Origin of the sequence: Tengunoibacter tsumagoiensis (assembly GCF_003967535.1) — a bacterium.
GTDB lineage: Bacteria > Chloroflexota > Ktedonobacteria > Ktedonobacterales > Ktedonobacteraceae > Tengunoibacter > Tengunoibacter tsumagoiensis.
Genome location: NZ_BIFR01000002.1, coordinates 1171014 through 1194964 on the forward strand (window position 1 = coordinate 1171014; position 23951 = coordinate 1194964).

Annotated in this window: 18 protein-coding genes and 2 CRISPR repeat arrays; of the genes, 8 read left to right on the forward strand and 10 right to left on the reverse strand. The window is 49.8% G+C overall.

Going from position 1 to position 23951, the window contains the following annotated elements; all coding sequences use genetic code 11:
• Nucleotides 1-20: 20 nt before the first annotated feature.
• The gene (locus tag EL628_RS25100) at nt 21-605 is read right to left on the reverse strand and encodes a rhodanese-like domain-containing protein (RefSeq protein ID WP_126582738.1); all 585 of its coding nucleotides are present in this window, start codon (nt 603-605) and stop codon (nt 21-23) included.
• 456 nt (nt 606-1061) lie between these two features.
• On the opposite strand from EL628_RS25100, the gene EL628_RS25105 reads away from it, so the two are divergent.
• On the forward strand, nt 1062-1634 hold the full coding sequence (locus tag EL628_RS25105) for an RNA polymerase sigma factor (protein WP_218028993.1): 573 nt from the start codon (nt 1062-1064) through the stop codon (nt 1632-1634).
• A gap of 786 nt (nt 1635-2420) precedes the next feature.
• A CRISPR array of direct repeats spans nt 2421-3120; the repeat unit is 37 nt.
• A gap of 335 nt (nt 3121-3455) precedes the next feature.
• Nucleotides 3456-5119: direct repeats of the CRISPR family, unit length 37 nt; unit sequence GTCTGAATGGTGGAAAGCCCGAAAGAGGGATTATAAC.
• A 21-nt stretch (nt 5120-5140) separates the two neighbouring features.
• Here the strand turns inward: EL628_RS25105 and EL628_RS31225 are convergent.
• Nucleotides 5141-5272 (reverse strand): hypothetical protein, encoded by a 132-nt coding sequence (locus EL628_RS31225; RefSeq protein WP_443098293.1) that lies wholly within the window; start codon nt 5270-5272, stop codon nt 5141-5143.
• Nucleotides 5273-5490: 218 nt separating this feature from the next.
• Between EL628_RS31225 and EL628_RS25110 the strand changes: the two genes are divergently transcribed.
• Together EL628_RS25110 and EL628_RS25115 are read left to right on the forward strand one after the other, a co-directional pair.
• Complete coding sequence (locus tag EL628_RS25110) at nt 5491-6066, forward strand: hypothetical protein (protein ID WP_126582739.1); 576 nt, start codon at nt 5491-5493, stop codon at nt 6064-6066.
• A gap of 45 nt (nt 6067-6111) precedes the next feature.
• The gene (locus tag EL628_RS25115) at nt 6112-6462 is read left to right on the forward strand and encodes a YrdB family protein (RefSeq protein WP_126582740.1); all 351 of its coding nucleotides are present in this window, start codon (nt 6112-6114) and stop codon (nt 6460-6462) included.
• A gap of 150 nt (nt 6463-6612) precedes the next feature.
• Here EL628_RS25115 and EL628_RS25120 read toward each other — a convergent pair whose 3' ends face one another.
• From EL628_RS25120 to EL628_RS25140, 5 genes are all read right to left on the reverse strand, one after another.
• Nucleotides 6613-7101, reverse strand: coding sequence for a GNAT family N-acetyltransferase (locus EL628_RS25120; RefSeq protein WP_126582741.1), 489 nt, complete (start codon nt 7099-7101; stop codon nt 6613-6615).
• Between the two features lie 64 nt (nt 7102-7165).
• On the reverse strand, nt 7166-7741 hold the full coding sequence (locus tag EL628_RS25125; protein WP_126582742.1) for a GrpB family protein: 576 nt from the start codon (nt 7739-7741) through the stop codon (nt 7166-7168).
• Between the two features lie 130 nt (nt 7742-7871).
• Entirely contained in the window at nt 7872-9515 is a 1644-nt protein-coding gene (locus tag EL628_RS25130) for an MDR family MFS transporter (RefSeq protein ID WP_126582743.1), read from the reverse strand.
• Between the two features lie 152 nt (nt 9516-9667).
• Nucleotides 9668-12976 carry a winged helix-turn-helix domain-containing protein gene (locus EL628_RS25135; protein ID WP_126582744.1) on the reverse strand — a complete coding sequence of 1103 codons (3309 nt, stop codon included), beginning with the start codon at nt 12974-12976 and terminating at the stop codon, nt 9668-9670.
• 186 nt (nt 12977-13162) lie between these two features.
• Nucleotides 13163-14410, reverse strand: coding sequence for a cytochrome P450 (locus tag EL628_RS25140; protein WP_126582745.1), 1248 nt, complete (start codon nt 14408-14410; stop codon nt 13163-13165).
• 465 nt (nt 14411-14875) lie between these two features.
• On the opposite strand from EL628_RS25140, the gene EL628_RS25145 reads away from it, so the two are divergent.
• Nucleotides 14876-15847 carry an aldo/keto reductase gene (locus EL628_RS25145; RefSeq protein WP_126582746.1) on the forward strand — a complete coding sequence of 324 codons (972 nt, stop codon included), beginning with the start codon at nt 14876-14878 and terminating at the stop codon, nt 15845-15847.
• A gap of 149 nt (nt 15848-15996) precedes the next feature.
• On the opposite strand, the gene EL628_RS25150 is transcribed toward EL628_RS25145, so the two are convergent.
• Complete coding sequence (locus EL628_RS25150) at nt 15997-16404, reverse strand: VOC family protein (RefSeq protein ID WP_126582747.1); 408 nt, start codon at nt 16402-16404, stop codon at nt 15997-15999.
• 333 nt (nt 16405-16737) lie between these two features.
• Between EL628_RS25150 and EL628_RS25155 the strand changes: the two genes are divergently transcribed.
• Nucleotides 16738-17310, forward strand: a complete 573-nt coding sequence (locus tag EL628_RS25155; protein WP_126582748.1) for a TIR domain-containing protein — start codon at nt 16738-16740, stop codon at nt 17308-17310.
• On the opposite strand, the gene EL628_RS25160 is transcribed toward EL628_RS25155, so the two are convergent.
• Nucleotides 17307-18536, reverse strand: coding sequence for an ISAs1 family transposase (locus EL628_RS25160; protein ID WP_126581053.1), 1230 nt, complete (start codon nt 18534-18536; stop codon nt 17307-17309). The genes EL628_RS25155 and EL628_RS25160 overlap by 4 nt on opposite strands.
• Before the next feature lie 227 nt (nt 18537-18763).
• Between EL628_RS25160 and EL628_RS25165 the strand changes: the two genes are divergently transcribed.
• Together EL628_RS25165 and EL628_RS25170 are read left to right on the forward strand one after the other, a co-directional pair.
• A complete protein-coding gene (locus EL628_RS25165; RefSeq protein ID WP_126582749.1) occupies nt 18764-19534 on the forward strand; it encodes a hypothetical protein in 771 nt (256 codons plus the stop codon).
• A gap of 54 nt (nt 19535-19588) precedes the next feature.
• Complete coding sequence (locus EL628_RS25170) at nt 19589-21391, forward strand: WD40 repeat domain-containing serine/threonine protein kinase (RefSeq protein ID WP_126582750.1); 1803 nt, start codon at nt 19589-19591, stop codon at nt 21389-21391.
• Between the two features lie 106 nt (nt 21392-21497).
• Here EL628_RS25170 and EL628_RS25175 read toward each other — a convergent pair whose 3' ends face one another.
• Nucleotides 21498-22751: an RNA polymerase sigma factor gene (locus EL628_RS25175; protein ID WP_126582751.1), complete on the reverse strand. Its 1254-nt coding sequence runs from the start codon at nt 22749-22751 to the stop codon at nt 21498-21500.
• A gap of 488 nt (nt 22752-23239) precedes the next feature.
• Between EL628_RS25175 and EL628_RS25180 the strand changes: the two genes are divergently transcribed.
• On the forward strand, nt 23240-23944 hold the full coding sequence (locus tag EL628_RS25180; RefSeq protein ID WP_161975755.1) for a DUF998 domain-containing protein: 705 nt from the start codon (nt 23240-23242) through the stop codon (nt 23942-23944).
• Nucleotides 23945-23951 lie beyond the last annotated feature (7 nt).

Sequence of the window (23951 nt, forward strand, 5' to 3'; positions counted from 1 at the left end):
TCTCTTCCAAAACCTTCGTTTTATTCCGCAATCCGCAACTGTTTGACGACATCGCGCACATCACAGTTCACGGCCCGATTATAAGGAAGTTTGCTGAGGAGTAGCGCCATGCCACAGGTATCTGTCAGGGCCGAATAGGTTAGTCCTGCGCCGATAAAGCCTGCCAGAAGAGCCAGTGGTCTCCAGATAAAGAAGGAGCCCAGTACACTCAGCAGGACAATCGAGCCAGCAAAGCCCCGCACTTGACGCTCCATACTCCAGATCTGTTTTCCTCGGTTAACAGGCTTCTGCGCCTGTTTCCAGGCATTGATGCCTCCTTGTAGCACATGAAATTGTGCCAGACTGGTGGTCTGAAAGATCTTTGCGGCCTGTTCGGCGCGTACTCCACTCCGGCAAACAAGGATAACGGGTCCCTGGATAATCTGGGCTACCTCTGTTTTATGTTCGGGAAGCTTATCAAGTGGTATATTATAGCTCCCAGGGATATGCTCTGCCTCATATTCTGCGGGCGTGCGTACATCGATCACCTTTGCAGCATTATTCCTGGACAGGAGCTCTTCAACATCGTTCACTTCAATTGTGCGCCCAGATTTCGTACCAGTCATGGTCATATCTATTCTCTAACTTTCTCTATGAATAAGAGAATAGAGGGTTTCTCTATTCTCTCCGTTTGCTTGTATGGTGCTATGACACCAATCGAACGTACAGGCTGTTCTCTTTCTTTGGATGCAGGCTTCGTTCAATCGGTTACATATGGCTTCAGGTTGTGATCTCCCTATGCTATCGTCTTTGATGCCATAGAGATCGCCATGGTTACATTGCTACACTAGAAGCTCGCTTTGTGAGTGAGTAGACTGGTACTCTCAAATTTGAGAGCGAGGGGTGATGGTCGCCAGGAATATCTTTCCTTCGTAGTCATCCAGTGGTAAGATACTGGTGATTAAATACTGTGAGCCTGATTCTGTAATTTTTTCTCAATATGGTGCATAAATAGGTTCGATAAGGAGGATAAAACAGCACAAATGAAAGAATTCTCTCCAAAGATGCCATGGGATATCAACATGAACGTGTATGAAACTGAGGAAGAGCTCTTGCAAGGGTTGCGCCGTAACGAGAAAATGGCCTGTACCTGTATGCTCAAGCGTTTTGCGAAGAGGTTTTATCTGCTGGCACGCCGCCTTGTCAATAATGATGCGGAAGCTGAAGAGGTGCTTCAGGAAAGTTTTATCCAGGCATGTAGTCATATTGTCAGCTTTGAAGGCAAAAGTAGTCTTTATACCTGGCTCTATCGCATTGTGACAAATGCTGCACTGATGAAGCGTCGTCGCCACACTCTAGAAACGCTTCCTTTGATCGCTGAAAAAGATGGCGAGAACATTGACTACACAATGACGTTGATCGATGAAGGGAATAATCCTGAAGAGAACATATTGCATGCAGAGGTTCGTAGCGCGATTCGTGAAGCGTTAAAACAATTGCCTGATACCTTGCGCGAGGCATTTATTCTCCGTCATATTGAAGACCTGAGTACAAAAGAGGCCGCCGCCAGGTTGGGTATTGCAGAGTCTGCCTTGAAGGTTCGCCTTCATCGAGCACGTCACATATTACAAACTCTGCTTGCCATCTACCAATAATCTGTCTCTTATCCATGAAGGTTGTGGATGTTGTGTGCTGAACAATTCTCTCGTTCCAGCTTTGCTTTTGATTATAGCACTTCGCCTATTTGCCTATACGCATGCGAGCGATGTTATTCACATGAGAGGGCAAATGCCTTACGTCGGTGGGCCAGACCTGCTCTATTCGGATGTTATTTCCCACCAGTCACTTTTTCTCCGAACCCGCAAATGCGGCGATGAGACCAAAAGCAATAGAAATACTCCCCGTCACATACCGTTGGAAACGCTGAAAGCGTGCATTCCTCTTCATAAAGCGTTGCGATCGTTCCGGCCAGCAGTCCATAAAATGTCAGGCTGCAGAGACCCAGGACCGCAAACAGGCTTCCAAAGAGGAGAAACTGCAGTAGACCAACAATAAACGTCATTAGTTTTACATCGAACAAGAAAAGCATGAAAGGTTACTTGTCTTTCCTGGGCGAATGAAATGATGGTGGGAAGAGGGGAAAGCCTCAAAGAGAGATGGTAACTAGACGCAATAAAAAAGGCCTTGCTCGCTTTTATGAATGTGCGATGGGGAAACCTGAAAGAAGATACGACCTTTTCTGTCTCATGAAAGACCAATTTCGCGGGAGGTGGTCGTAGTCTCGGTGCTGAGCTCAGCCTCCCGCGTCCCTCTAGAGGCGGCTTGAGTGGACTTGACCCCCAAAACAGCCTCTTTTTGACCTCAAATCAGTGCTCCAAAAAAAGAGCCTCCCGCAAAATGCCCCCTGAACCCGCTTTCTATGCTATACTAGAAGGGCAGGGGTCGGAATGGTGGAAAGCCCGAAAGAGGGATTATAACATCCTTACCTCACATATCTAGGACCTGTTTCACAAGGTCGGAATGGTGGAAAGCCCGAAAGAGGGATTATAACTGGTAAGCTTCCAGAGACAATCCATAGGTATATTTGTCGGAATGGTGGAAAGCCCGAAAGAGGGATTATAACATGCCCGCGTCGTCGAGAATCTGACGCACAATTTTGTGTCGGAATGGTGGAAAGCCCGAAAGAGGGATTATAACCTACAGTTGATATCGTTCGTGAAATGTACGAATCTGTGTCGGAATGGTGGAAAGCCCGAAAGAGGGATTATAACGGCCATTGCCTGTACAATGTCTCGGCGTTTGGGCATATGTCGGAATGGTGGAAAGCCCGAAAGAGGGATTATAACACAACCAACAATATGCCTATAACGCCCTTCATACCTGTCGGAATGGTGGAAAGCCCGAAAGAGGGATTATAACTCGTGCTCGATACGGTGACTCCATTCGAATTCCTTATCGTCCAAAGAGGAGAAAGCCCGAAAGAGGGATTATAACCTGAAAAAATTAGGACAATACTGCTATGACTCTAACGTCCAAAGAGGAGAAAGCCCGAAAGAGGGATTATAACTGCTCAGAATAGAGACGGGGGGATATTTCTTTTTGCGTCGGAATAGCGGAAAGCCCGAAAGAGAGATTATAACCCCACTCGGGGAGCAATGCAGCGTAATAATCAGAACTGTACGAAGAAAGGATTATAACGCAATAGTTATCTCCCCATTGAAGTGATAGATGAGAGTCCTAATGGGAGAAAACCCGAAAGAGAATAGGACCCTTCTTACGTTGATGAAAGACCAGTTTAGCGGGAGGTGGTCGTGGTCTCGGTGCTGAGCTCAGCCTCCCGCGTCTCTCTGGAGGCGGCTTGAGGGGACTTCATCCCAAAAACAGCCTCTTTTTGACCCCAAATAAGCGCTCCAAAAAAGAGCCTCCCGCAAAATGCCCCCTCAAGCCGCTTTCTATGCTATACTAGAAGGGCAGGGGTCTGAATGGTGGAAAGCCCGAAAGAGGGATTATAACAAAAGATCTTCAGAATGAAGAGAGTTGAAGCTACTGTCTGAATGGTGGAAAGCCCGAAAGAGGGATTATAACTACCACGCAATAAAACATTTGTCAAGCATTAAAATAGTGTCTGAATGGTGGAAAGCCCGAAAGAGGGATTATAACTTATAGTGAGATACCTCATAAATTCATTGAAGATATAGTCTGAATGGTGGAAAGCCCGAAAGAGGGATTATAACTCAAACGGTGGAAACGCATTCTCTATGATGCGTCCAGAGTCTGAATGGTGGAAAGCCCGAAAGAGGGATTATAACGTTCATCGATCATTTTTGAGAGATATTCCTGTTGCTGGTCTGAATGGTGGAAAGCCCGAAAGAGGGATTATAACCGTCATATACTGCTTTGGTAAGTATGCGCTTCGGTAGTCTGAATGGTGGAAAGCCCGAAAGAGGGATTATAACCGGACGGATTGACATTGCTCGACATCGTCGCATAGCGTCTGAATGGTGGAAAGCCCGAAAGAGGGATTATAACATGTCGATAAAGGATCTGCGCGACGCCGCCATCTTTGGTCTGAATGGTGGAAAGCCCGAAAGAGGGATTATAACGAGAGATATTCGATAATAGCGTCTCTGTTTGTTTTTATGTCTGAATGGTGGAAAGCCCGAAAGAGGGATTATAACGGTTAGAATCTGCTATAGAGCTTCTTAAAAGCGAAAGTCTGAATGGTGGAAAGCCCGAAAGAGGGATTATAACAGCTGGTCCATAGCCATTTCAAAGCTATTTTTGGTGTCTGAATGGTGGAAAGCCCGAAAGAGGGATTATAACTTGTGCGGAGAAGTGTCACGATCTCCGATGCAACCTCGGTCTGAATGGTGGAAAGCCCGAAAGAGGGATTATAACTACTGCTTCCACTGGCCCCTGTCCCTGCAGGGAGGACGTCTGAATGGTGGAAAGCCCGAAAGAGGGATTATAACGCCGGGACTGCCGGTCTGACGGGCATTGCCTCCAGCACGTCTGAATGGTGGAAAGCCCGAAAGAGGGATTATAACTCTCAGTAGCCTGAGCAACAGAACGAACATTGTCGAAAAGTCTGAATGGTGGAAAGCCCGAAAGGGGGATTATAACAAGAGTGTATACCGACATACGGTAGACGAAGTGTTTGATGTCTGAATGGTGGAAAGCCCGAATGAGGGATTATAACGCCACACAGCAAAATCAAAGAATAGCCTTTTTCCAGTCTGAATGGTGGAAAGCCCGAGTAGGGGATTATGACTTGTACAGGCAGTAACAGATAGTAATAGATATGAAGTCGGAATGGTGGAAAGCCCGAGTAGGGGATTATAACTGTTCAATTTTCACTGGACGATAGCATCCATCTTCATGTCGGAATGGTGGAAAGCCCGAGTAGGGGATTATAACTGCCGCTCGTTCGGTCACATGATCAGGAAGCGCAGGGTCTGAATGGTGGAAAGCCCGAGTAGGGGATTATAACGATGTTCATATTGCGATGCCAGAAATTGCAAATGAATTGTCGGAATAGGAGAAAGCCCGAATAGGGGATTATAACGTTCAGTATCTAATTCTTGCTCTTTCTCCATGCTCTGCTTCTGAATGGTGGAAAGCCCGAAAGAGGGATTATAACTGGAATAAAAAATTCTGATTGTCAAGCCATCCAATGGGTTCGAATAGCAGAAAGCCCGAAGAGCGGATTACAACCAGCATCGAGCCCGCTATCACTAAACATCTCCATGAAGCCCAAATAGAGGAAAGCCCGAATAGGTGTTTGAGGCATCATAAAATGTATCCATCAGCAATGTGCTTTGAGAGGTATTTTTCAGTTAGCGTGAGATAGAGTGCAATTGTGGTGCCCATTCTTTTTCAGCAACGGCATGCGATAATGTCTATGAGTGGTTCTTTCTTTTTTGTCGCAATTGGCTCTTTTCTTGCAGACACTTTAGCGGTACTATAGCGTGAAGGAGCGAGCTTTGCTACAGAAAGAAAGGGACTAAAAAAATGTTGGCATATGTGTTCTGGCATCAACGAGCGATGAATGGAGCCAGAGAGGATTATCAGGAGAAGCTGCTTGCCTTTCATGAGATATTGCAAGAGCGGCAGTCACAGGGGTTTATCGGTTCAATAGTCCTGGAGATGGCTCAGGTGCCCTGGATGCCTGAGGGGAGTGAGGTCTACGAGGATTGGTACCTGGTAGAGAATTCATCGGCCCTTGATCCATTGGATGAGGCAGCGGTGACCGGAATCTGTCGAGAGCCTCATAACGCGGTTGCACGTCTGGCCGAGTATGGAACAGGCGGCCTGTACCGCTTAAAGGATGATGCGATCGATCTGACGCAGGTAGCGAAGATTCGCTCTGCCACCTGGTTTAACAAGCCAGCTGGCGTTAGCTACGCTCATCTCTATGAACAGGTGCACCAGCATCGAGAGGTGCAAGAGGACGTTTTGTGGCAGAGACAGATGACGATGGGGCCTGCACTTGAGTTCTGTTTGCATCATACTCAGGAAGATCTGCTCTCAAAACAGATACAGGCTGTGCATGTAGAGGTGCACCCGATCTTTGTGCCTGGCCGCTAAGCCATAGGGCTTCTATTGTAATGGGGAGACAAAGGACTGTTCTTTATGAAATTATTTAAATATTTTAACCTTGCGCTGGCGTTCTTTCTGGAACTGAGTGTTCTGGCAGCCCTGATCTACTGGGGCTTTGTAACCGGTTCAAATCTATTTTTGCGCATCCTTCTGGGCATTGGTACGCCAGTCATCGCTATTATCATCTGGGGCAGATATGGTGCACCAAAATCGGCAAACCAGCTGAAAGGAGTCTGGTACTGGCTTCTGCGTATTGTCTTTGATGCTGTGGGGGTTGTAGCTCTCTTTCTTGCCGGTCAACCTGTCCTGGGGGCGATCTTTGCAGTCGTTGCTCTCATCAACTGTGTGCTTGGCTATGTGTGGAAGCAGTATCCACTGGCATAGATCCTCTGAACCCTGAATGGCTGTATACAGCCAGGTGATTTCCATCAGATTGGTCGCGTGAAAAGAAGATAACGATGTATGCAGGCAGATAATGTGAGTTATACGGCCAGATACATCGTTATCTTCTCACCAGGATCTCTTTGATTTCGGCTATGCCAACTGCTTTTCATAGAGGATCACCTCAAGCGGTTGATAGAGATCTTTCCCAATTTCTTGTTGATAGGTCTCTCTGCCAACTTCGTGGTAGCCATTCTTTTCGTAGAGCTTCTGGGCTGGAATCTGGAGAATAGAGGTATCCAGTTGCAGGATCTGATAGCCAAGAGAGCGAGCATATGCTTCGAGTTCATGAAGAATGAGCTGGCCGTAGCCGCGTCCCTGATAGCTCGGATGGATACGCATGCGTTTGATCTCAGCGCGTTCTGCATCTGTCCGTTTTAAAGCGCCCATTGCTACCACTTGACCGTCGTATTCACCAACCAGAAATTCTCCCTGATTCTTGAGATACACATCCTCAATCGCATAGATATCATCGTCCCAGGGACCACGTCCTAGATAAGCTCCCGTCTGCTGAAGAGCAAATACATGAAGATATTCAACAGCTGCCTGGTCAATTGAACTATAGCGGCGCAATGTAAACATGATCTTGTCTTTCCTACAAAAGAGGCTACACAAAAAAGCTGGAAATAGCTATCAGGGATTGATACTATTGGTCGGATGGGCCCATCTGCCAGTTGGTCGACTGCGCCCAGTCCTCAGCCGCAGTGATAACGATGTCGCACAGGGGATCTTTAATGTCATAATAAAAGTCGACATCATCTGGATGGCGTTGGGAGAGATGCTGTTTGATCAGCGCGTATGCTGCACTGGCGACGGGATGGGCACGCAGGTAATCGCGGAACAGAATGGGATAGCGTTGATTGGGACGGCCAGACGCTCGAATATGAAGATGCATTGGGCGCAGGCTGGTAGGCGGGCGGAAATAGCGTTTCTCCCAGTCCGTTGCAGGCCCTTGATACAGCGGTGGGAGGTGATCCTGCGTAATTCCAACGGCTTCTGTATATCCAAGCGAACCCAGAGCTGCGACAAGCCGGGGCACATTATCGAAATCGTTGATAGTCACCTGTATATCAATAATATCTTTGGCCGCCAATCCTGGGACGGCTGTTGATCCAATATGATCGATGCGAAGTGCGCTATCGCCTAAGACCTCGCGGAGCGGCCTGGCCAGAGCCAGAAAATCCTCTGGCCAATGAGACTGATAGGGAATAATCGTAATCATCGAAACCTCCTGCTACACACACGACCTCGCTATTGTAAGATATTCGCTTTTGTTCGTAAAGAGCGCAGGACAATCATGATGTTCCTCAGTCTCTGGCTGCTTTGCCAGCGGCTCCTGATGAGGTTTTCAGTTACTCCGTGGGCGTCTTCTGGATCTCCACTCTGGGCATGAAGAATACCATCACCAGTCCAACCAGCAGAATACAGAAGCCCATGAGAAAAGCCATATGAATACCCTGTGTCAGGCCCTCCCTGACCGCTCCTAATACCTGATCTAGCGTTCCCTGGCCAAAGGCTGAGAATGGTCCGGCCAGTGCGTGAAGTGCCGAGGGATTGAGTACGATATCTGGTTTGTCAAAGATCTTCAACAATGCGTCGGGGACCCGCTGCTTGATTGCAGTTGGTAGGGCTGCATAATAGGCTGGTGTGTAGTGAGCCACCAGGAATGGACCAATAATTGAGAGCGCAATCGGTCCTCCCATCTCCTGGAAGAAATCCATATTTGCGACGCCCTGCCCAATCTTATGGGGGGGCAGCGAATTCACAATGAGCGTGCTATAGAGTGCCATACTTGTGCCAATCCCCAGGCCCATAAGTGCCATTGCTACAATCATCTGGATCGGCGAAGAATTGACATCCAGGAATAAGAATGCCCCACCTCCTGCCACGATAATGGTCATACCAATGATCGCGAGCAGTTTATAGTGTCCTGTACGCGAAGCCACCTGACCGGAAATGATGCTACTGATCATAGCCGAGATCATCATGGGCATGAGGAGAAAGCCGCTATTGGTTGCCGAGATACGAAGTACTCCCTGTGCATAAAGTGGTAGGAAGGCCATACTCCCGATCATCCCCATAAAGGTAATCATGATGTTCAGTGCTGAAATGGTGAAGACGCGATTTTTGAAGAGGGAGGGATCGATAATCGGTTCTCCTCCGCTCCGTCCGAGGTGCACCTCGTAGAAGCCCAGCAGAATCAACAGCAGCACTCCTCCACCCAACAGACTCGGAATCTGCCAGGAGAGCCAGGGAAAGAAGGTACCAGCCCAGGAGAAGCCAAGCAGGATCGGGACCACGCCCAGGATCAGGAGGGCCGCTCCAATAAAGTCGATTCTGGCCTTGACATGCGACTGTCGCAGTCGTGGCATCAGGAGTAGCAGACCGATCAGTACAAGGAGGATAAAGGGGAGATTAATATAGAAGACCCAGCGCCAGGAAATGTGATCGGTAATCCAGCCACCGATCACTGGTCCCAGGATAGTGGAGAAGGTAAAGATCCCCATCATCCCCCCCTGCATTCTGGCGCGCTGCTGCGGCGGCAAGAGATCAGCAAAGGTCGCCATAGCAACGGGCATAATCCCTCCTGCCCCCAGGCCCTGAAAGGCGCGGAAGAGGATCAACTGATCCATCGATTGTGCCATACCGCAGCATGCAGACCCAAGCAGGAAGATGCTCAGGCCAGTGAGAAAGATACCTTTGCGCCCGAATAGATCGGAGAGCTTGCCGTAAATCGGGATCATAACCGTAGATGTGAGCATAAATGCAGTAGAGACCCAGGTGAAACGATCAAAGCCATGAAATTCGCCGATGATATGTGGCATGGCTGTCCCGGTAATATTCTGATCCAATCCGATAAAGAAGAGAGCCAGCAAGAGCCCGCCCATAGTGGTGAGAACCTGTTTACGGCTGTAGTCTCTCGGTTTCTGCGGCTGAGTCAGCGGAGATGTCTGCGTTGAAGGTACAGCAGCATGTTCCTGGATGGTATTGCCCATAAGGTGGTAAACCCCTTTCAGTTCTTTGTTTTTCTTGATCTGCCATTATGTTAAGAAGCAAGTGGGTAATACCACATCCACCACTCGGGTAGTTTTTGATGAGGTCTGCGAAATGCGTGAAGGAGGCCTGCAAATGGGAGCATACAGGCGCGTCAGAAGAGCTTCAGGTGGCGAGCCACCTCACTGGCCTCCAGACGATTATTGACTTGCAGTTTGCGATAGAGGTTTTTCACATGAGCTTTGATCGTATTGACTGATACGACCAGCTCGCGCGCCATCTGGGGATTAGTCTGACCTGCCACCAGGAGCCGTAAGACGCGTTGCTCCTGGGGTGAAAGCGGCTCGACAGTCAGCATTTCCCGTCTGGTCTGGGGATCGGTCTCTGATGCCATCAGATGAAAGGCATGGAGGATCTGGTGTATGTAGGTACGGAGCCACTTTTCCTGTACTGTGGGAAGGAATGTACGGAGCAGAACGGCCAGTGGCTCGCCCTCATCGAGGAAGAGTCGCATATACCCTTCGCTATGTGTCTGGACTAGCGTCTGTCGAAGCAGAGAGCGGGCCTCCTGTTTTTGTTTGCAGGCTGCATAGGCCAGCACCATCAGAACCTGGATCTCAAGCGCCTCCCGTGTGCGTTGTCTGGCATGTGCAATAGCGAGTAGTGACTCGAACTGTGTGAGTGCAGCTGGCGCGTCGCCTTGCGCCAGAAAGAGGCGTGCCTCTAATAGCTGTAATCGCTCATAAGAGTGCCTTGAGAAGCCTGCTTTGTGCTGGCTCAGAGCAAGGAGGCTGTGTTGTGCTGCTGGTAGATCGCCGAGAGCAAGTTGTAGCCGTATCTGCCAGTTCTGTATATCGAAAAGCAGGGAGAGCACATGGGGTGATTGAATCAATTCTACACGTGCCAGCAGTGCTGTAAGCTGTTGTTGAGCCTCTATCGTCTTCCCCCGGAGATGGTGCAAGAGCGCAGGATACAAATGGATCATTTCTTGCCACTCGACTCCGAGGCTCTGCTTGTCTATCTCTTCCAGTTCACGTTCCCATTGTTCCATTGCCTTCTGATCATTCCGTTCATAAGCAATGCCCATCAATCCATGCACCGCATAGATCACATCTTCCCAGTCCTGTTTTGCTCTGGCCTCACTGAGCACCTGCTGAATATATTCTGTCGCTTGATAGAGCTTGCCTTGCATCAGGAGAATTGAAGAAAGCATGATCGTCGTCGCACGTGTAAAGCTTTTATTTCCTGAAAAAAGGCTGCACTCACGTGCTTCTTGAAGCTTCTGGTATGCTTCGTCTAGATTCCCCTCATTCATGGTCTCCATCCCAATGACTGCCAGGCAGATGCTACGCCAATCAATCTTCTCCGTATGGTGCCCGAGGCTCTTCTGGTGCCTGGTTGGAGGAGGCGGTAGCCAATCAAGTGCCTGACGAGCATATGTTCCTGCTCCAACAATCTCTCCATGCCGCCAGATGACGAGAGCACGAAAGGCAAAGACCTCACCGAGCCTGGCGTAATTTTCACTGGCTCGCCAGCTCTGTTCGGCTCGTTGAAGCCGCTCGTTGATACGCCCTGTTTTGAACTGAATGGCTTCGTTTTCAGCCTGGGCAAACAGGAGTGCGAGCGCTTCGTAGAAGTACAGTTCAGGATGATGTTCCAGAATTGTTTCAGGGATCTGGCTCAACCAATGCAGGAGCGTATGCATCTCATAGAAGCTGGTGGTAGTGCAGATACGCCCGATCAAAAAGGCAGCGCGTTCAAGTTCCTGAGCACTGAGTGCGGCGTCTACAGCCTCTGCGAACAGACCATGATGCTCATACCATTGACTTGCTGCTTGCGCCAGGGTGCGGATCTGCTCTGCTCCCAGTCGGGTCCGCGCCTCTTTGCGCATTGCTTCAGCAAAGAGAGCGTGATAGCGATACCATGGCTCGGCCTGATTGGCCCCTTCTAATGCTTCCAGAAAGAGTCCAGCTCGTTCGATACGTTCAAGCAACATCGCACAATCCTGTTGGCCGGTCACAGTATCACAGAGCGAACCAGTCAGGCGGCTGAGCATACTCGTCTGAAGTAAGAAATGTTGTACCACCTCTGGCTGGGCATTCAAGACCTCGGTAATAAAGTACTCGACAATACGAGGATGCATGGGGAGCGTTGCGTTCAGGCGGCTCTCCGAGCTGCCTGACAGCAGAGCCAGCTGATGCTCTAGCTCGCTGTGCGGTGGCTGTCCAGGCAAGGTAAGCTGGAGCAGACGGAGCCCGGCTGCCCAGCCCTCCATGCCTCTTGCAAAATCACCAATTGCGTCATCGGAAAGCGTTGTGATCTGTCTGGGTGATAGGGACTGTTGTAAGAAGGCGGTAGTTTCGGCGGGAGAGAAACGCAGATCAGCAGTATGGATATCTTGTAACTCGCCTCTGCTGCGCCAACGTATGAGCGGCAATGGTGGCTCACTACGGGTCAGTAAAAGGATATGGAGTGACGTGGGTAAGTGATCAATAAAAAAAATCATCATTGCGTGGATGCGTGGTTCTGTAATAACGTGATAATCGTCCAGAATCAGCAACCCATTCTTGATAAAATGAGTAATATCATTGAGCAGTAGCGTCAGCATCATTTCCTGAGAGGGGAGTTCGAAGGGAGGTTCCAGTTCCGAGAAGAGCAGCGCCAGGGCACTGCGTCCTAGATCGGCATGAAAACTCTGGCAGGCTGCAATGATATAGCGCCAGAAGCGCACAGGATCGTTGTCTCCTTCATCCAGTGACACCCAGGCCGTATGCGTATGGGTTGAATGCGCGGTCGTTTCCCCAGATAGCTGTGATAGCGTTGTGGTCGCGTGGGTCTGGCGCTCCGTGACCCACTGGCTGACCGTGGTCGTCTTGCCAAAGCCTGCGGGCGTTGCGAGCAGGGTGAGTTTGTATGCCATCCCTGCATCAAGCAGGGCTAATACGTCTGGACGCGCAATCAGTGTGGAGGGAAGATGGGGAGGATGAAGCTTTGATATCAGGAGCGGCATCCTCTGCAGTATGAGCGGCTCATCTGCATGATCTTTTTGCCATGATGAGGGGATTGGAGTGTGCCTGATCGTAAGCGCATTGCTCTGCTTTCCATTGTTTGTCGATTGAGGAACTGGAGGCGCGGGCCGATTCTCACCTGTCAACTGAGCTGCGACTTCTTCCAGGCGACGGATAGAGAGATCGATGGTTTTGCCAATATAACGCTTGATGGTCTTGTCCTCATGCGAGCGGTAGCCGTACCAGTAGGTACTGCCGCGTTGTAGCTTCTCCTGACGGGCTGTGTAGTGTATTCCAGTGCGACTGACAAACGAGAACGACCTGATACTGCACAGCCAGGGCACCCATTCAGAGCTTGTTGGCTGTGGAATCTCTTCAGCGATCGCCCCGCCTGTCATCGTGTAGCGCTGTAGCTCTTCTGACCATATGATCCTGTAGGTTGTGCGCCTGGGCATGAATCTCCTCACCCTGAATACTCGTGGTGTATTACCTAACAGTGCAGTATAGCATATACATCGTGTTAGGTAATACACTCACGCGAACGCTTCAGGACTTTTGAATACCCCCACCTTTCTCCCAGGCTCATAGGGTGAACGGCTGGCGGGCTTCAGGGTTTCTGATGTTGAACGGTGATCCGATGTTTATGGCTGTGTCGTCACGGGTAATGCGGTGAGGCCACGTAACAAGAAATTCGGACGCCAGGAAACAGCAGGTGAGGAAAGCTGGAGATCAGGGAGTCGATGGATCAGCTGGGTTAGCGCAATCTGGCTTTCCATACGGGCCAGCGCAGCTCCAATACAATAATGTGCGCCATAGCCGAAGCTAATCAGACGCTTTGGACCAGAAGAGCGTGTGATATCAAAGACCTCTGGATTTTCGCCCATCACCGTATCATGATTGCCTGCTGAGAGCACAATAGCGATCCGATCTCCTCTGTGGAGTGATTTTCCTTTGAACTCTTTATCTTCAGCCAGAAACCGAAAAATGAAGCTGACAGGAGAGTCAAAACGGAGCATCTCCTCAATCGCAGACGGGACCAGGGAGGGATCTTGTTGTAAGAGCGCTCTCTGGTCCGGGTGAGAAAGCAGTGCATAGAGGCCATTGCCAATTAAATTGGTGGTGGTCTCATGTCCTGCAAAGAGCAGCATCGTCACAATAATTAGTAATTCCTGTTCGCTGAGCCGCTCTCCATTCTCTTCGGCCTGTACCAGCGTACTCAAAAGATCTTCTTGTGGATGCTCACGTCGCTCAGCAAGGATAGGTTTGAGCTGCTCTGCTGCATCCTGTAAGATGGCCGCCATCTGCTCAAGCTGTCCCGGGGCAGGAGGAACGGGAGTCAGAAGTGTGAGCAGATCGCTAATGACATGCGTACTCTTGCGCACGTACTCGCGTAGCTCATGGGGAATACCCAGTACATCCAGAATAACCGTTGATGGAAGGGGAAATGCCAGATCCTCAATAATATCAAAGGTTTTTTTCGCAATGAGCTGATCCACAATCTCTGTCACAATGACTTCTATGCGACCACGCAGACGCTCAACCACACGGGGCGTAAAGGCACGATGAACGAGTTGACGCTGGCGTGCATGTTCTGGATCGTCCATGGCTTGCATAAAATTTGTGAGATACGCACTGATTGCAATCAGCTTGTTTCGCTCCTCTTCAGGTAAGGCCTCCAGAACGGGAACAAACGATAGAGGCGCACTATGAAAGCTCTTATCTTGAAAGATCTCCAAAATATCGTCGTAACGGGTAACCATCCAAAAGTTAAAATAGGGGTTCCAGTGGATAGGATCATGCTCACGTAAGAATGCAAAGGTTGGATAAGGATTGGCAAGAAATGAGGGGTCAAGGAGGTTATCCGTTGCGGTTGTGGGATAGAATTGCATACATGTAATCCTTTACTTGAATGTTTGTATTTCACATTTATAGGTTCCATCTAAAGGATAAGCTAATTTTGCCTTCCTTTCAAGCTTACTGGCGGCAAAGAGGACAGAATGTTGATTGTATCTCCATAAGGTGCGAATAACGCAGGCTCTTAAAGTACATTATCCAAGATTTCTGAAGATTGATATGATCATGATTGACTCTTTTCGCATTGTACATTTAGATGTGTGCGCGTAGATGGAGAGAATGAGTGGCATGGAATTATCTCTATCTCTATGTATCGCAGAGAATTGTTCTTATGAAACGTGCCTGCAAGAAATAGCAGCGTCCTGTTTGACGAATTGAAGCTATGAAGTATCTAATGATGGGAGACACGTTGGCATGAGCCAACAAACCGAGAGCGATGCTTATCATCGCTGTCTGAGTATTTTGAGTCTTGTTCTGTGAAAAGGAAGAAAGAGGTTCGGATGGAATATACATATCTTGGCCGTACGGGACTGAAGGTGAGCCGGTTCTGTCTGGGCACCATGAATTTTGGCCCATTGACCAACGAGGCAGATAGCTTTGAGATTATGGACAGTGCGTTGGATCGCGGCATAAACTTTTTTGATACTGCTGATGTCTATGGATGGCAAAAGGGTGAGGGGATCACCGAGCAGATCATTGGGCGCTGGTTTGCTCAGGGTGGTGGACGCCGCGAGAAGGTTGTTCTGGCCACGAAAGTCTATGGCGATATGGGTGACTGGCCCAATGACTCCCGTCTATCAGCTCGCCATATTCGCCAGGCTTGTGAGGCGAGTCTACGGCGTTTGAAGACGGACTATATTGATCTTTATCAGATGCACCATATTGATCGGAACACGCCCTGGGACGAGGTCTGGCAGGCGATGGAGCAACTGGTTCGCGAGGGCAAAGTACTCTATGTTGGGAGCAGCAATTTCGCAGGCTGGCATATTGCACGTGCTAATGAGATTGCGGCCAGGAGGCATTTTCTGGGCCTGGTTTCAGAACAGAGCCTGTATAATCTGAATGCGCGTATGATTGAGCTTGAGGTGCTACCAGCCTGTCAAGAATATGGACTGGCTCTCATCCCCTGGAGCCCCTTAGCTGGGGGCCTGCTTGGTGGAGTATTAAAGAAGAGCGAGCAAGGTCGTCGTGCTGATGCACGTATACAAAGCGAGATTGAGAAAAATCGCTCCAGGCTGGAGGCATATGAAAAGTTCTGTAGCGAGCTCGGTGAGGAACCTGCTCATGTTGCGCTGGCCTGGTTGCAGTCCAATCCAATGGTAACTGCACCAATTATTGGTCCTCGTACGATTGAGCAGCTTGATAATACCATGCATGTACTTACTATTCAGTTAAGTCCAGAGCATTTGCGTCAACTGGACGAAATCTTCCCTGGCCCGGGCGGACAGGCTCCCGAGGCGTATGCCTGGTAATAGTCTCTCTGGCCAGTCTTCCTGATCGGCAGAAATGCGTTCTCTCGACCATTTCTGCCAACCAGGAAGCTGATTACAAGCAGATCGCTCTCCCCTCTTTACGTGCACGTAAAGAGGGGAGAGCGATCTGCTTGTAACGGCGATATTTCCTATATTCTTGGAGAGGTAAAAGCGATAAGGTTGCCATCGAAGTCATAGAAGTAGTAGGAGGCGGTTCCTTGCTCCTCTGAGTATTGAGGGCCTCGTACTTCAATTCCTTGTAGCCGAACGCCAGCGATGGCGGCTTCTAGTCTGTCTGCGGGGATAGCAAAGCTAAAATGTACTGAGCCCCAGCGTTGTTCGCTCGAGTTTGGCGAGTAGATCTCGTAGGGTAAACTGCCTTTGTGCAGGCCAATGCGCTGTGATTGTCCAGGTGCCCCTGTCCAAAACCAGGCCCATTCCTCGCTAATCTCACCTTGAACCTGTAATCCAAGGGCATGGCGATAGAAACTTGCTGATTTCTTCACATCTTTCACGGTTAAAATCAGTTCTGTTAATCCGGCTGTTAACGGTTCCATTGGTTCCTCCCTGGGTATATGATGAGGTCTATCATAGGGATAATCAAGTGGAAATGCAAGCCCCAATTTTTCTTTTCTGTTTCTTTTTCTCCATTTCTCGTGATGATAAAACTTTTATCGCTGATACCGCAAGAAGACCCGTCGCTATGAGCACAAGCACTTTTTCTCGGCAGAGCCAGACTGGTCGCCAGGAACTTTGCTCCTACAGACTTTTCCATTGAATTCCATCTATGATACAATTCCCTTATAAGTAGTAAATGACGTGTAAATAGCTATCTGGCCGGTTCGCAACCTATTCCCTATTGGGAAGTATTTGAAAGAGGAGAGCTGTCTATGTCTTCTCACATGACTCTCTTTTGTTGCTATGCTCAAAAAGAGAGAGGTTTAGCACAACGTTTAGAACAGCAGCTTGCTCCTCTATTAAGACGAGGGGCGGTGGGCGCGTGGAATGAGCTGGCTATTGATGTCGTTGGCGGATGGGATGATGTGCATAGGCACCACTATACCACCGCTGATATTATCCTGTGGTTGGTAAGCCCGGATTTTCTGGCTTCGGACTATCTTCAGAGTGCTGAAATGGTGAATGCGTTGGAGTGGCAGCGGCGGAATGAGGTGCGTCTTGTTCCTATCCTGGCTGAGCCAGCTCCATGGAATGATGGACGTTTTAGCCAGTTAGACCTGCTCCCCAAAAATGGGCTGGCTTTGACCGATTCTGCCTGGCCTGATCAGGAAGAAGCCTGTTATGCAGTAGTCGAAGCACTCCACACCCTTATCAAAGAGCTGGATACGTCACCGTTACAGGCGAAGGTTCAACCAGCGGCCCCACCACCATTGGGCGCACCATCACGCGTTTCAGTTCTGACAGGAACGCTGCCTCTATGGCGCCGCAGGGCGTTCCAATTCTAAACGACATGGCATGTTCCCTTCTGAACCAGAAGAAAAGCCTGGGTAGGGTCCTGCTGAAACCAACGGATTTGGTCGGGAACATTTTTGACCCCCAAGCGATCCATGAGGCTCAGCACACAGGTGTTCAAAAGGGTTAACACATGGGGAACGCTTTGGGTCCGTGACTGACAACCATCTTCCCCCAAGGTCACATCTCGACGCCAGTGCAGTCGATTTTCGATCGCCCAATGCTTTCTCACTACGTCCAACAGACGATCCGCTGACGCGTGTCGCATGGGCACATTGGTGAATCCATAGACCACTTCTTGTCTGCGCTGTCCTGTTTTGCTGATCACCGTGTCACGGGTGAGGCGAAAGACTTGCTCAATGCCACACCAGGTGGCGGCAAACCAGTCATTGAGGTCGGGGCTACAGACGATCTCCCGCCTCTCCACGCGCCCATGACCTTTCTCACACGTCTGGGCTTGCTTCCACCGTCGACGATCAGGGGAGGGATCTTCAAAAAAATCGGCAATATCTTCTCGCAAGGATGGTTGATTGCCTTTGGCTATCAAGACGTAAAACCCACCAGCGTGATGAATCAGGGAACAAAAGTGCCGTTGGGTATGCATCGCATCAGCGCTGACAATGCGTCCTCTAAGTACTGCCGGGTTGAAGAGCGTCTTGGCCGCACTGATCTCATTTTGCTTGTCTCTCACATTGCACTGGGCCAGCATGATCCCTGTGTTGACTTCATACAAGCTCAATTGATGGACCGGGGTCTCTTCTGAGGTCGTTGCCCGAACGGTCTTGCCATCCAGGGCCAGATGGGCATGCTCGTAGGCACCTGCGGGTGTTCGTAAACGACTCGGTTCATCCTGGCAACGACCTTGCGCTTCCCATCGCACAAAGAAATCAGCCAGCAGTTGACTCAACTGTGCAGGATCGACCATGGCCAGGTGATTGCTGTAGGTGGTTTGGCAAGGCATCGTCTTTCGCGTGAGCCCAAAGTGCTGCGCAATGAGCATCCTGCGATAGCGTGCCCATTGAGTGACTCCTTTGAGGGTTTTTTCTCCACAGATCTTGGCGACGACGACCAACGTGAGCACGAAAGCCAGTTCATAGCGTTGTCCCTGACCTCTTCGGGGATCGGGAAGGTGTTGAAAGAGATGATACAAAGAGAGAAAGAGTGCTGGGTTGTTGATTTCTGCCTTCCTCTCGGGAAGGGAAAATGTGGTATAGTCCATGCAGAGTTTTCCTTGAGAGTGTGATTGGTTTTTCTATTCTACAAGGAAAACTCTTCTTTTTCATCTCCATTTTTAGAATTGGAAAGCCCTGATGGCGCCGTTGGTCACTTGCGCAGGTTATACTTTTATGCTTACTCGTTGGAACACTGGTGCTTGCCCCTTTGCTCTGGTATAGGGTGACAGATCCTTTCTCTCACACCGTTCATGCTGTCAAGCCAAAGGCACTCGTGAATAGTACACATATGGCCACGCCAACTGCAACGGCCACCGGACAAGTACTGCCAACCCCCACCGCAACGCTCCAGCCAACGGCCACTTCACAGCCGACGGCGACCTCCATTCCTCAAAATGGAGGTACAATACCAGCAGGCTCACAACCCAATTCTGTGCAGCCTTCTCCAACGGTGCAGCCCACCGCAACGCCCACACCCACGCCTCTTCCATCCTACGCCATGAGCTATTATGTCTGTGGGGATCAGGCCCAATTAACCAATACCACAGCCTGGAATACGGTGGCTTCTGATACCGTGGTGAATGCCTCCGGGTACTCTGGACCTATTCACAGCTATACAGGTGCCAGTGGGAATCCAAAGAATAGCCCGGGCAACTGTTCCGGGTTTTTCCAATGGGCCTGGAATCAAAATGCTGTGCAGGCACAGTGGAACTGGTCCAACGCCTTTTTGCCCAATGGGGCATGCAGTGTATCTGTCCACATTCCTTCCTGGTATGCAGGCGCTCCTGATGCCTATTATGTCTTGAATATTACAGCCAATGGGGGGAGTAGTGCCAGATATGCCTTTGATAAGCAGAATCAGAATCAGCCAGTAACAACCTGGCTGGACCTGCACGTAAATGGAAAGGTTCCTTCGCTCAGTCTGCCAAAGAGCACGAATAACACCTATACCTTCTCTGTAACCCTTACCAGTGGGCGAACGCCACAATGGTACCTTGGAGCAGATGCTATTCGCTTTAACTGTACAACCAGTGCTGCTCAATAACATGGGTGAGCTCTGTCGAAGGATTGATAGTACGATGAACAGGAAGAATGTCGTATGTGGAATCGGGAAGGACAGGAGTTAGGTAATTACCGCTTGCTGAAGCGTATTGGCAAGGGTGGTTTTGGGCAGGTCTATGTCGCTGAACATCTTTATTTGCAGACGCCCGCAGCCGTGAAATTGCTGCTTGATGATATTGAAGATGCACAGCTAGAAAGTTTTCGCGCAGCATTTCTTCAGGAAGGGAGAAGGATTGCTGCGCTTAAACATCCCCATATTCTGCGGGTGATTGATTTTAATATTGAAAAGTCTACGCCCTATCTCGTTATGGAATATGCTGCTCATGGAACATTGCTGGATCGGCATCCGGGTGGAGAGCGTGTTGCTACTGATCTGATTCTGAACTATGTCAGACAGATTGCGGAGGCGCTGGCGTATGCCCATCAGACACGGTTGATTCATCGCGATGTGAAGCCGGCCAATGTGTTGCTGGATGAGCAAGATACTCTTCTCTTGAGTGACTTTGGGATTGCTACCGTTGCTCATCATACCTCATCAAGACGGACCGGTACCTATGCCGGGACTGCTGCGTATACAGCACCTGAGCAATTGCAGGGGAAGCCTGTTCCGGCAAGTGATCAATATGCCCTGGCAATTATGGTCTATGAGTGGATCTGTGGTGAGAGGCCGTACCTGGGTAGTTCTGTTGAAGTGATTGGCCAGCATCTCTCTGCGCCGATCCCTTCACTGCGTCAGCATGATGCTGAGATCTCGCCCGCACTGGAGGCCGTTGTTCAGCAAGCGCTGGCAAAAGACCCTACCCAACGTTTCGCCACCGTTCTTGATTTTGCAGATGCTCTGGGGAGCGCTCTCCATCCATCTGAGGCCAGGCGCTCCTTTCCTCAGACACAGGTGTCTGATCAGTTTCGCGCTTCCCATCAAGAAGATGGGAGTGGTACGAACTGTTCTACTGTGGCTCCTCAATTGCCTCTCGTCTATGAGCAGCCCGGAGGTCGGATCAATGCATTGGCCTGGTCTCCAAATGGGAAGTACCTGGCAGCAGGTGGAGAAGCTCCATCGCTCCATCTCTGGAATCCCCTCACCGGTCAGATAGAGAAAGTCCTCTCCGGACATCTGCAACAGATTACCGCCGTTTCCTGGTCAGTGGATAGTCGTTTTGTGGCGACAGCCAGTCAGGACAAAACGGTACGTGTCTGGAATATCGCCTCTGGTCAGGCCTTTCGTTGTTATACTGGACATGCTGCGAGCGTGAATGGTATTGCCTGGTCACCCGACGGAACACGGCTCGCTTCTGCAAGTAGTGATTGGAGTGTCCATATCTGGGAAGTGGAGACAGGCAGAGTGGTTCAGCGTTATGAAGGACATGATGGACCTGTCTCTGGACTCGCCTGGTCACCTTATGGGGGCTTGATTGCCTCTGCCTCCTGGGACAAAACCGTTCATGTCTGGGAAGTTGCAACAGGGACGCAAACGTGTTGCTATAAAGCGCATGAAGCACGCGTGAGAGCCGTACTCTGGTCGATTGATGGCACCCTGGTGGCCTCGGGTGGAGATGACCATGCTATCCATGTCTGGGAGGCCTCCACAGGAAAACGCGTGTGTTGCTATACAGAAAATACGTCGCCAGTGACGGCTATAGCCTGGTCATTGGATGGCGTACTCATTGCGTCAGCCGCCCTTGATCAGACGCTTCAGATCTGGGAAGCCAGGAGTGGGCAGCAGAGACAGACCTTTCGCGATCAACCCCTCTATGATGTGGCCTGGTCGCCCTCTGCGTCACCCACGCGTCTTCTGGCGGGAGCAAGCGATAGAGTGAAAATCTGGTCAATAGCAGAATAGCCTGCCCGGTCGCTGCCATTGTGCGAACAGATGAGCGTCAACCTGCAACGACGCAAGGGAACACGTCGTTGCAGGTTGATGCTCATTAGTGATATTGAAAACCTATTTACGCTTCAGTGATGGCTAACACCCGAAACGTTTGCGGCTCTACCAGCACATCGATATGCTTCTGGCTCTCCTTACTTTGAAAAGAACTGACCAGCGCCGGGATACCTGCATGTTCGATTTCCTCTCCCTGGCGCCAATGGATGCGTTTGTGTGTGTTCCAGAAGCGCCGGACCTGTGGCAGATCGAACGTCAGATGCGAAAGCGTGTTGTAGTGTGTCCGTTGGCACTGAAGACAAGAAATAGCAATGCCAGCCTGTCTGCCCATCCCATGATACTTTGCTGGGAGATCCTGTGCTTCTTTGATCGTCAGTGTTGCCGGTCCTCCACAAAAGAAGCAGCTTGGCTCCTGATCGATGGCTTGCCAGTAGTACCCATACAGTTCTTTTAGTAGCTGAGCGCATCTGGCTGCGGAACTACTGACCTTCTGCCAGTTGCCGGTATCGCGTCTTCCCCCAAGAAGAACGCGGCAACCCTGGCATCGAAAAGAACATTTCCCGGCAGATGCGTCCTCATTGAGCACGAGTCGGTCATCCCCACACCACGGGCACCACAGACGTGTTACTTCCGTTGTTGGCCGTATTCCTGGCGGATAGATGCCGTAAGCTGCCAACTCCTGGCTCAGATGGGTTGCACAGACGGTACGCAGTGCGATCTTACCTCGATAAATACGTTGGACCAGCGTGGCCTCGCTTACCTGAAGTTGCCGCGTGATTTCATCGTGCGTTGCTCCCTGAAGGTATCGGGCCACCAGTGCTGTGCGCAATGATTCGGAGACATAGCCAAGTGCCTGACTCAACAGAGCACTCAATTCCGCACGTTCAAGCTCAATTTCAATTTCATACGTATCTGGAGCTGCCACTTCGTCTATGTTCCACTCATCCTTTTCCAGACCATAGTCGGATGCTGTGCTCGTAGCCAAGGATGTGTGAGTCATACGGTGGGCACGCTCGTGTTGATCCTCCCGCAGCCAGCGCAAGCAGATATTGCGTGCGATAGCCGCAAGCCATCTTCTAAGAGGCTCAGGCTTTTCACTGCGGCTGCCATACCATTTATGCCGGTTGCGCCATGCTTCCAATAGCGTCTCCTGCGCCAGATCCTCTGCGGCATCCGCGTTACGAACGATGCCAGCACATTTCTGCACCAGCCATGCTCGTTCACTGGTGAAAAGATAGTCAATGGGGAATGCGCTTTGTGTTCCAGCTTGCACCGGTGGCAGTATTACCGTTTCTTCATACGGTGGTAACACCATCATTCAGCTCTCCTTCTCAATCACCTTGATAGATGTTTGCTTCATGGCATACACTTCTTTATCGCGAACGCGGCCAAAAACCTGACACATTGTCCTGTGTTTTTTCCAGCACCTGAATTTAAAATATTCTCATCGCTAGAACGGTGTTCTGATCTTAAGAGTATGTCTTAAGAGCCTGGGGACACGTTTGATGTCCCTTCCAGCTTGAAGAAACGGACGGTTTTTTGTCAAAGATGAATGAAATATACACTTGTCATGTATATGACGTCAGACAATATCTCTTCAATAATGAAGTATCGAGGTTATCTCGATCAGCCAGCATTGGCGGCTCTTAAGACACACTCTAAGACAAACTCTTAGCATTTACCCATGATGACAGAATTGCGACAATCTTGTGATAGTGGTGCGACAGAAGCATTTTATATTTATGAGGAGAATGAAGAAGGTAGAGAGAACTCTCTATATATGAAAGAATGAAGGAGAACTATTTCATGTCCCAAAATGATATAAACTATAATACAACTAAAGAGGCAACATTCACACCGCCCACATGGGAACGGCAAAAATTTCTGGTACTGTTCTTTGCACTCATAAATATCGCGACACCGCTTCTCTTCGTTATTGCGTTTATCGTGAATGGGTTACTCAGACCTGGTTATTCACCTATTCGCCAGCCGATTAGCGACCTGGAACTGGGACCACTAGGCTGGACGCAAAACCTGACGTTTGTGATTTGTGGCTTGTTCTTTATCATCGCAAATGTAGGAATCTACCAAACACTGTACCCAATGCTTGGCAAGATCCGTTCCCAGATCAGTCTGGTACTCATGATCCTTTCAGGTTGTGGGCTGGTCCTTGGTGGGATCTTTACAGAAGGCGTATCGGGGCACCCAGTATTGTGGCATGATTTCCTGCATATTCTCGGCTTCCATCTGCTTTTTGATTTATTGAGCATCGCGCTGTTTGTTATCGGATCGGGTCTGTTAAAAGAGGTGAGGTGGCGGAGCTTCGGCTGGTATTCGCTGGCAACCGGACTGCTCACAGTGCTCCAGATCTTCGGGCCCTACTTTTACAATCATGGGAGATGGACCGCTCCAATTGGTGGGTTACTGCAAAGAAGTATGGAGATTGAAGCCTTTCTCTGGTATGTGGTTCTGGGGGTAATGCAGTTGAAGCGAATACGCAGGAATAGATAAAGCACTG

Bases quoted from the DNA above. Each gene is read 5' to 3' on its own strand.
- EL628_RS25120 (WP_126582741.1), bottom strand. From the start codon at position 7,101: ATGTTTACATTGCGCCGCTATAGTTCAATTGACCAGGCAGCTGTTGAA.
- EL628_RS25150 (WP_126582747.1), bottom strand. From the start codon at position 16,404: ATGGAACCGTTAACAGCCGGATTAACAGAACTGATTTTAACCGTGAAA.
- EL628_RS25115 (WP_126582740.1), top strand. From the start codon at position 6,112: ATGAAATTATTTAAATATTTTAACCTTGCGCTGGCGTTCTTTCTGGAA.
- EL628_RS25160 (WP_126581053.1), bottom strand. From the start codon at position 18,536: ATGGACTATACCACATTTTCCCTTCCCGAGAGGAAGGCAGAAATCAAC.
- EL628_RS25175 (WP_126582751.1), bottom strand. From the start codon at position 22,751: ATGATGGTGTTACCACCGTATGAAGAAACGGTAATACTGCCACCGGTG.
- EL628_RS25170 (WP_126582750.1), top strand. From the start codon at position 19,589: ATGTGGAATCGGGAAGGACAGGAGTTAGGTAATTACCGCTTGCTGAAG.
- EL628_RS25110 (WP_126582739.1), top strand. From the start codon at position 5,491: ATGTTGGCATATGTGTTCTGGCATCAACGAGCGATGAATGGAGCCAGA.
- EL628_RS25145 (WP_126582746.1), top strand. From the start codon at position 14,876: ATGGAATATACATATCTTGGCCGTACGGGACTGAAGGTGAGCCGGTTC.
- EL628_RS31225 (WP_443098293.1), bottom strand. From the start codon at position 5,272: ATGATGCCTCAAACACCTATTCGGGCTTTCCTCTATTTGGGCTTCATG.
- EL628_RS25130 (WP_126582743.1), bottom strand. From the start codon at position 9,515: ATGGGCAATACCATCCAGGAACATGCTGCTGTACCTTCAACGCAGACA.
- EL628_RS25135 (WP_126582744.1), bottom strand. From the start codon at position 12,976: ATGCCCAGGCGCACAACCTACAGGATCATATGGTCAGAAGAGCTACAG.
- EL628_RS25100 (WP_126582738.1), bottom strand. From the start codon at position 605: ATGACTGGTACGAAATCTGGGCGCACAATTGAAGTGAACGATGTTGAA.
- EL628_RS25105 (WP_218028993.1), top strand. From the start codon at position 1,062: ATGAACGTGTATGAAACTGAGGAAGAGCTCTTGCAAGGGTTGCGCCGT.
- EL628_RS25180 (WP_161975755.1), top strand. From the start codon at position 23,240: ATGTCCCAAAATGATATAAACTATAATACAACTAAAGAGGCAACATTC.
- EL628_RS25125 (WP_126582742.1), bottom strand. From the start codon at position 7,741: ATGATTACGATTATTCCCTATCAGTCTCATTGGCCAGAGGATTTTCTG.
- EL628_RS25140 (WP_126582745.1), bottom strand. From the start codon at position 14,410: ATGCAATTCTATCCCACAACCGCAACGGATAACCTCCTTGACCCCTCA.
- EL628_RS25155 (WP_126582748.1), top strand. From the start codon at position 16,738: ATGTCTTCTCACATGACTCTCTTTTGTTGCTATGCTCAAAAAGAGAGA.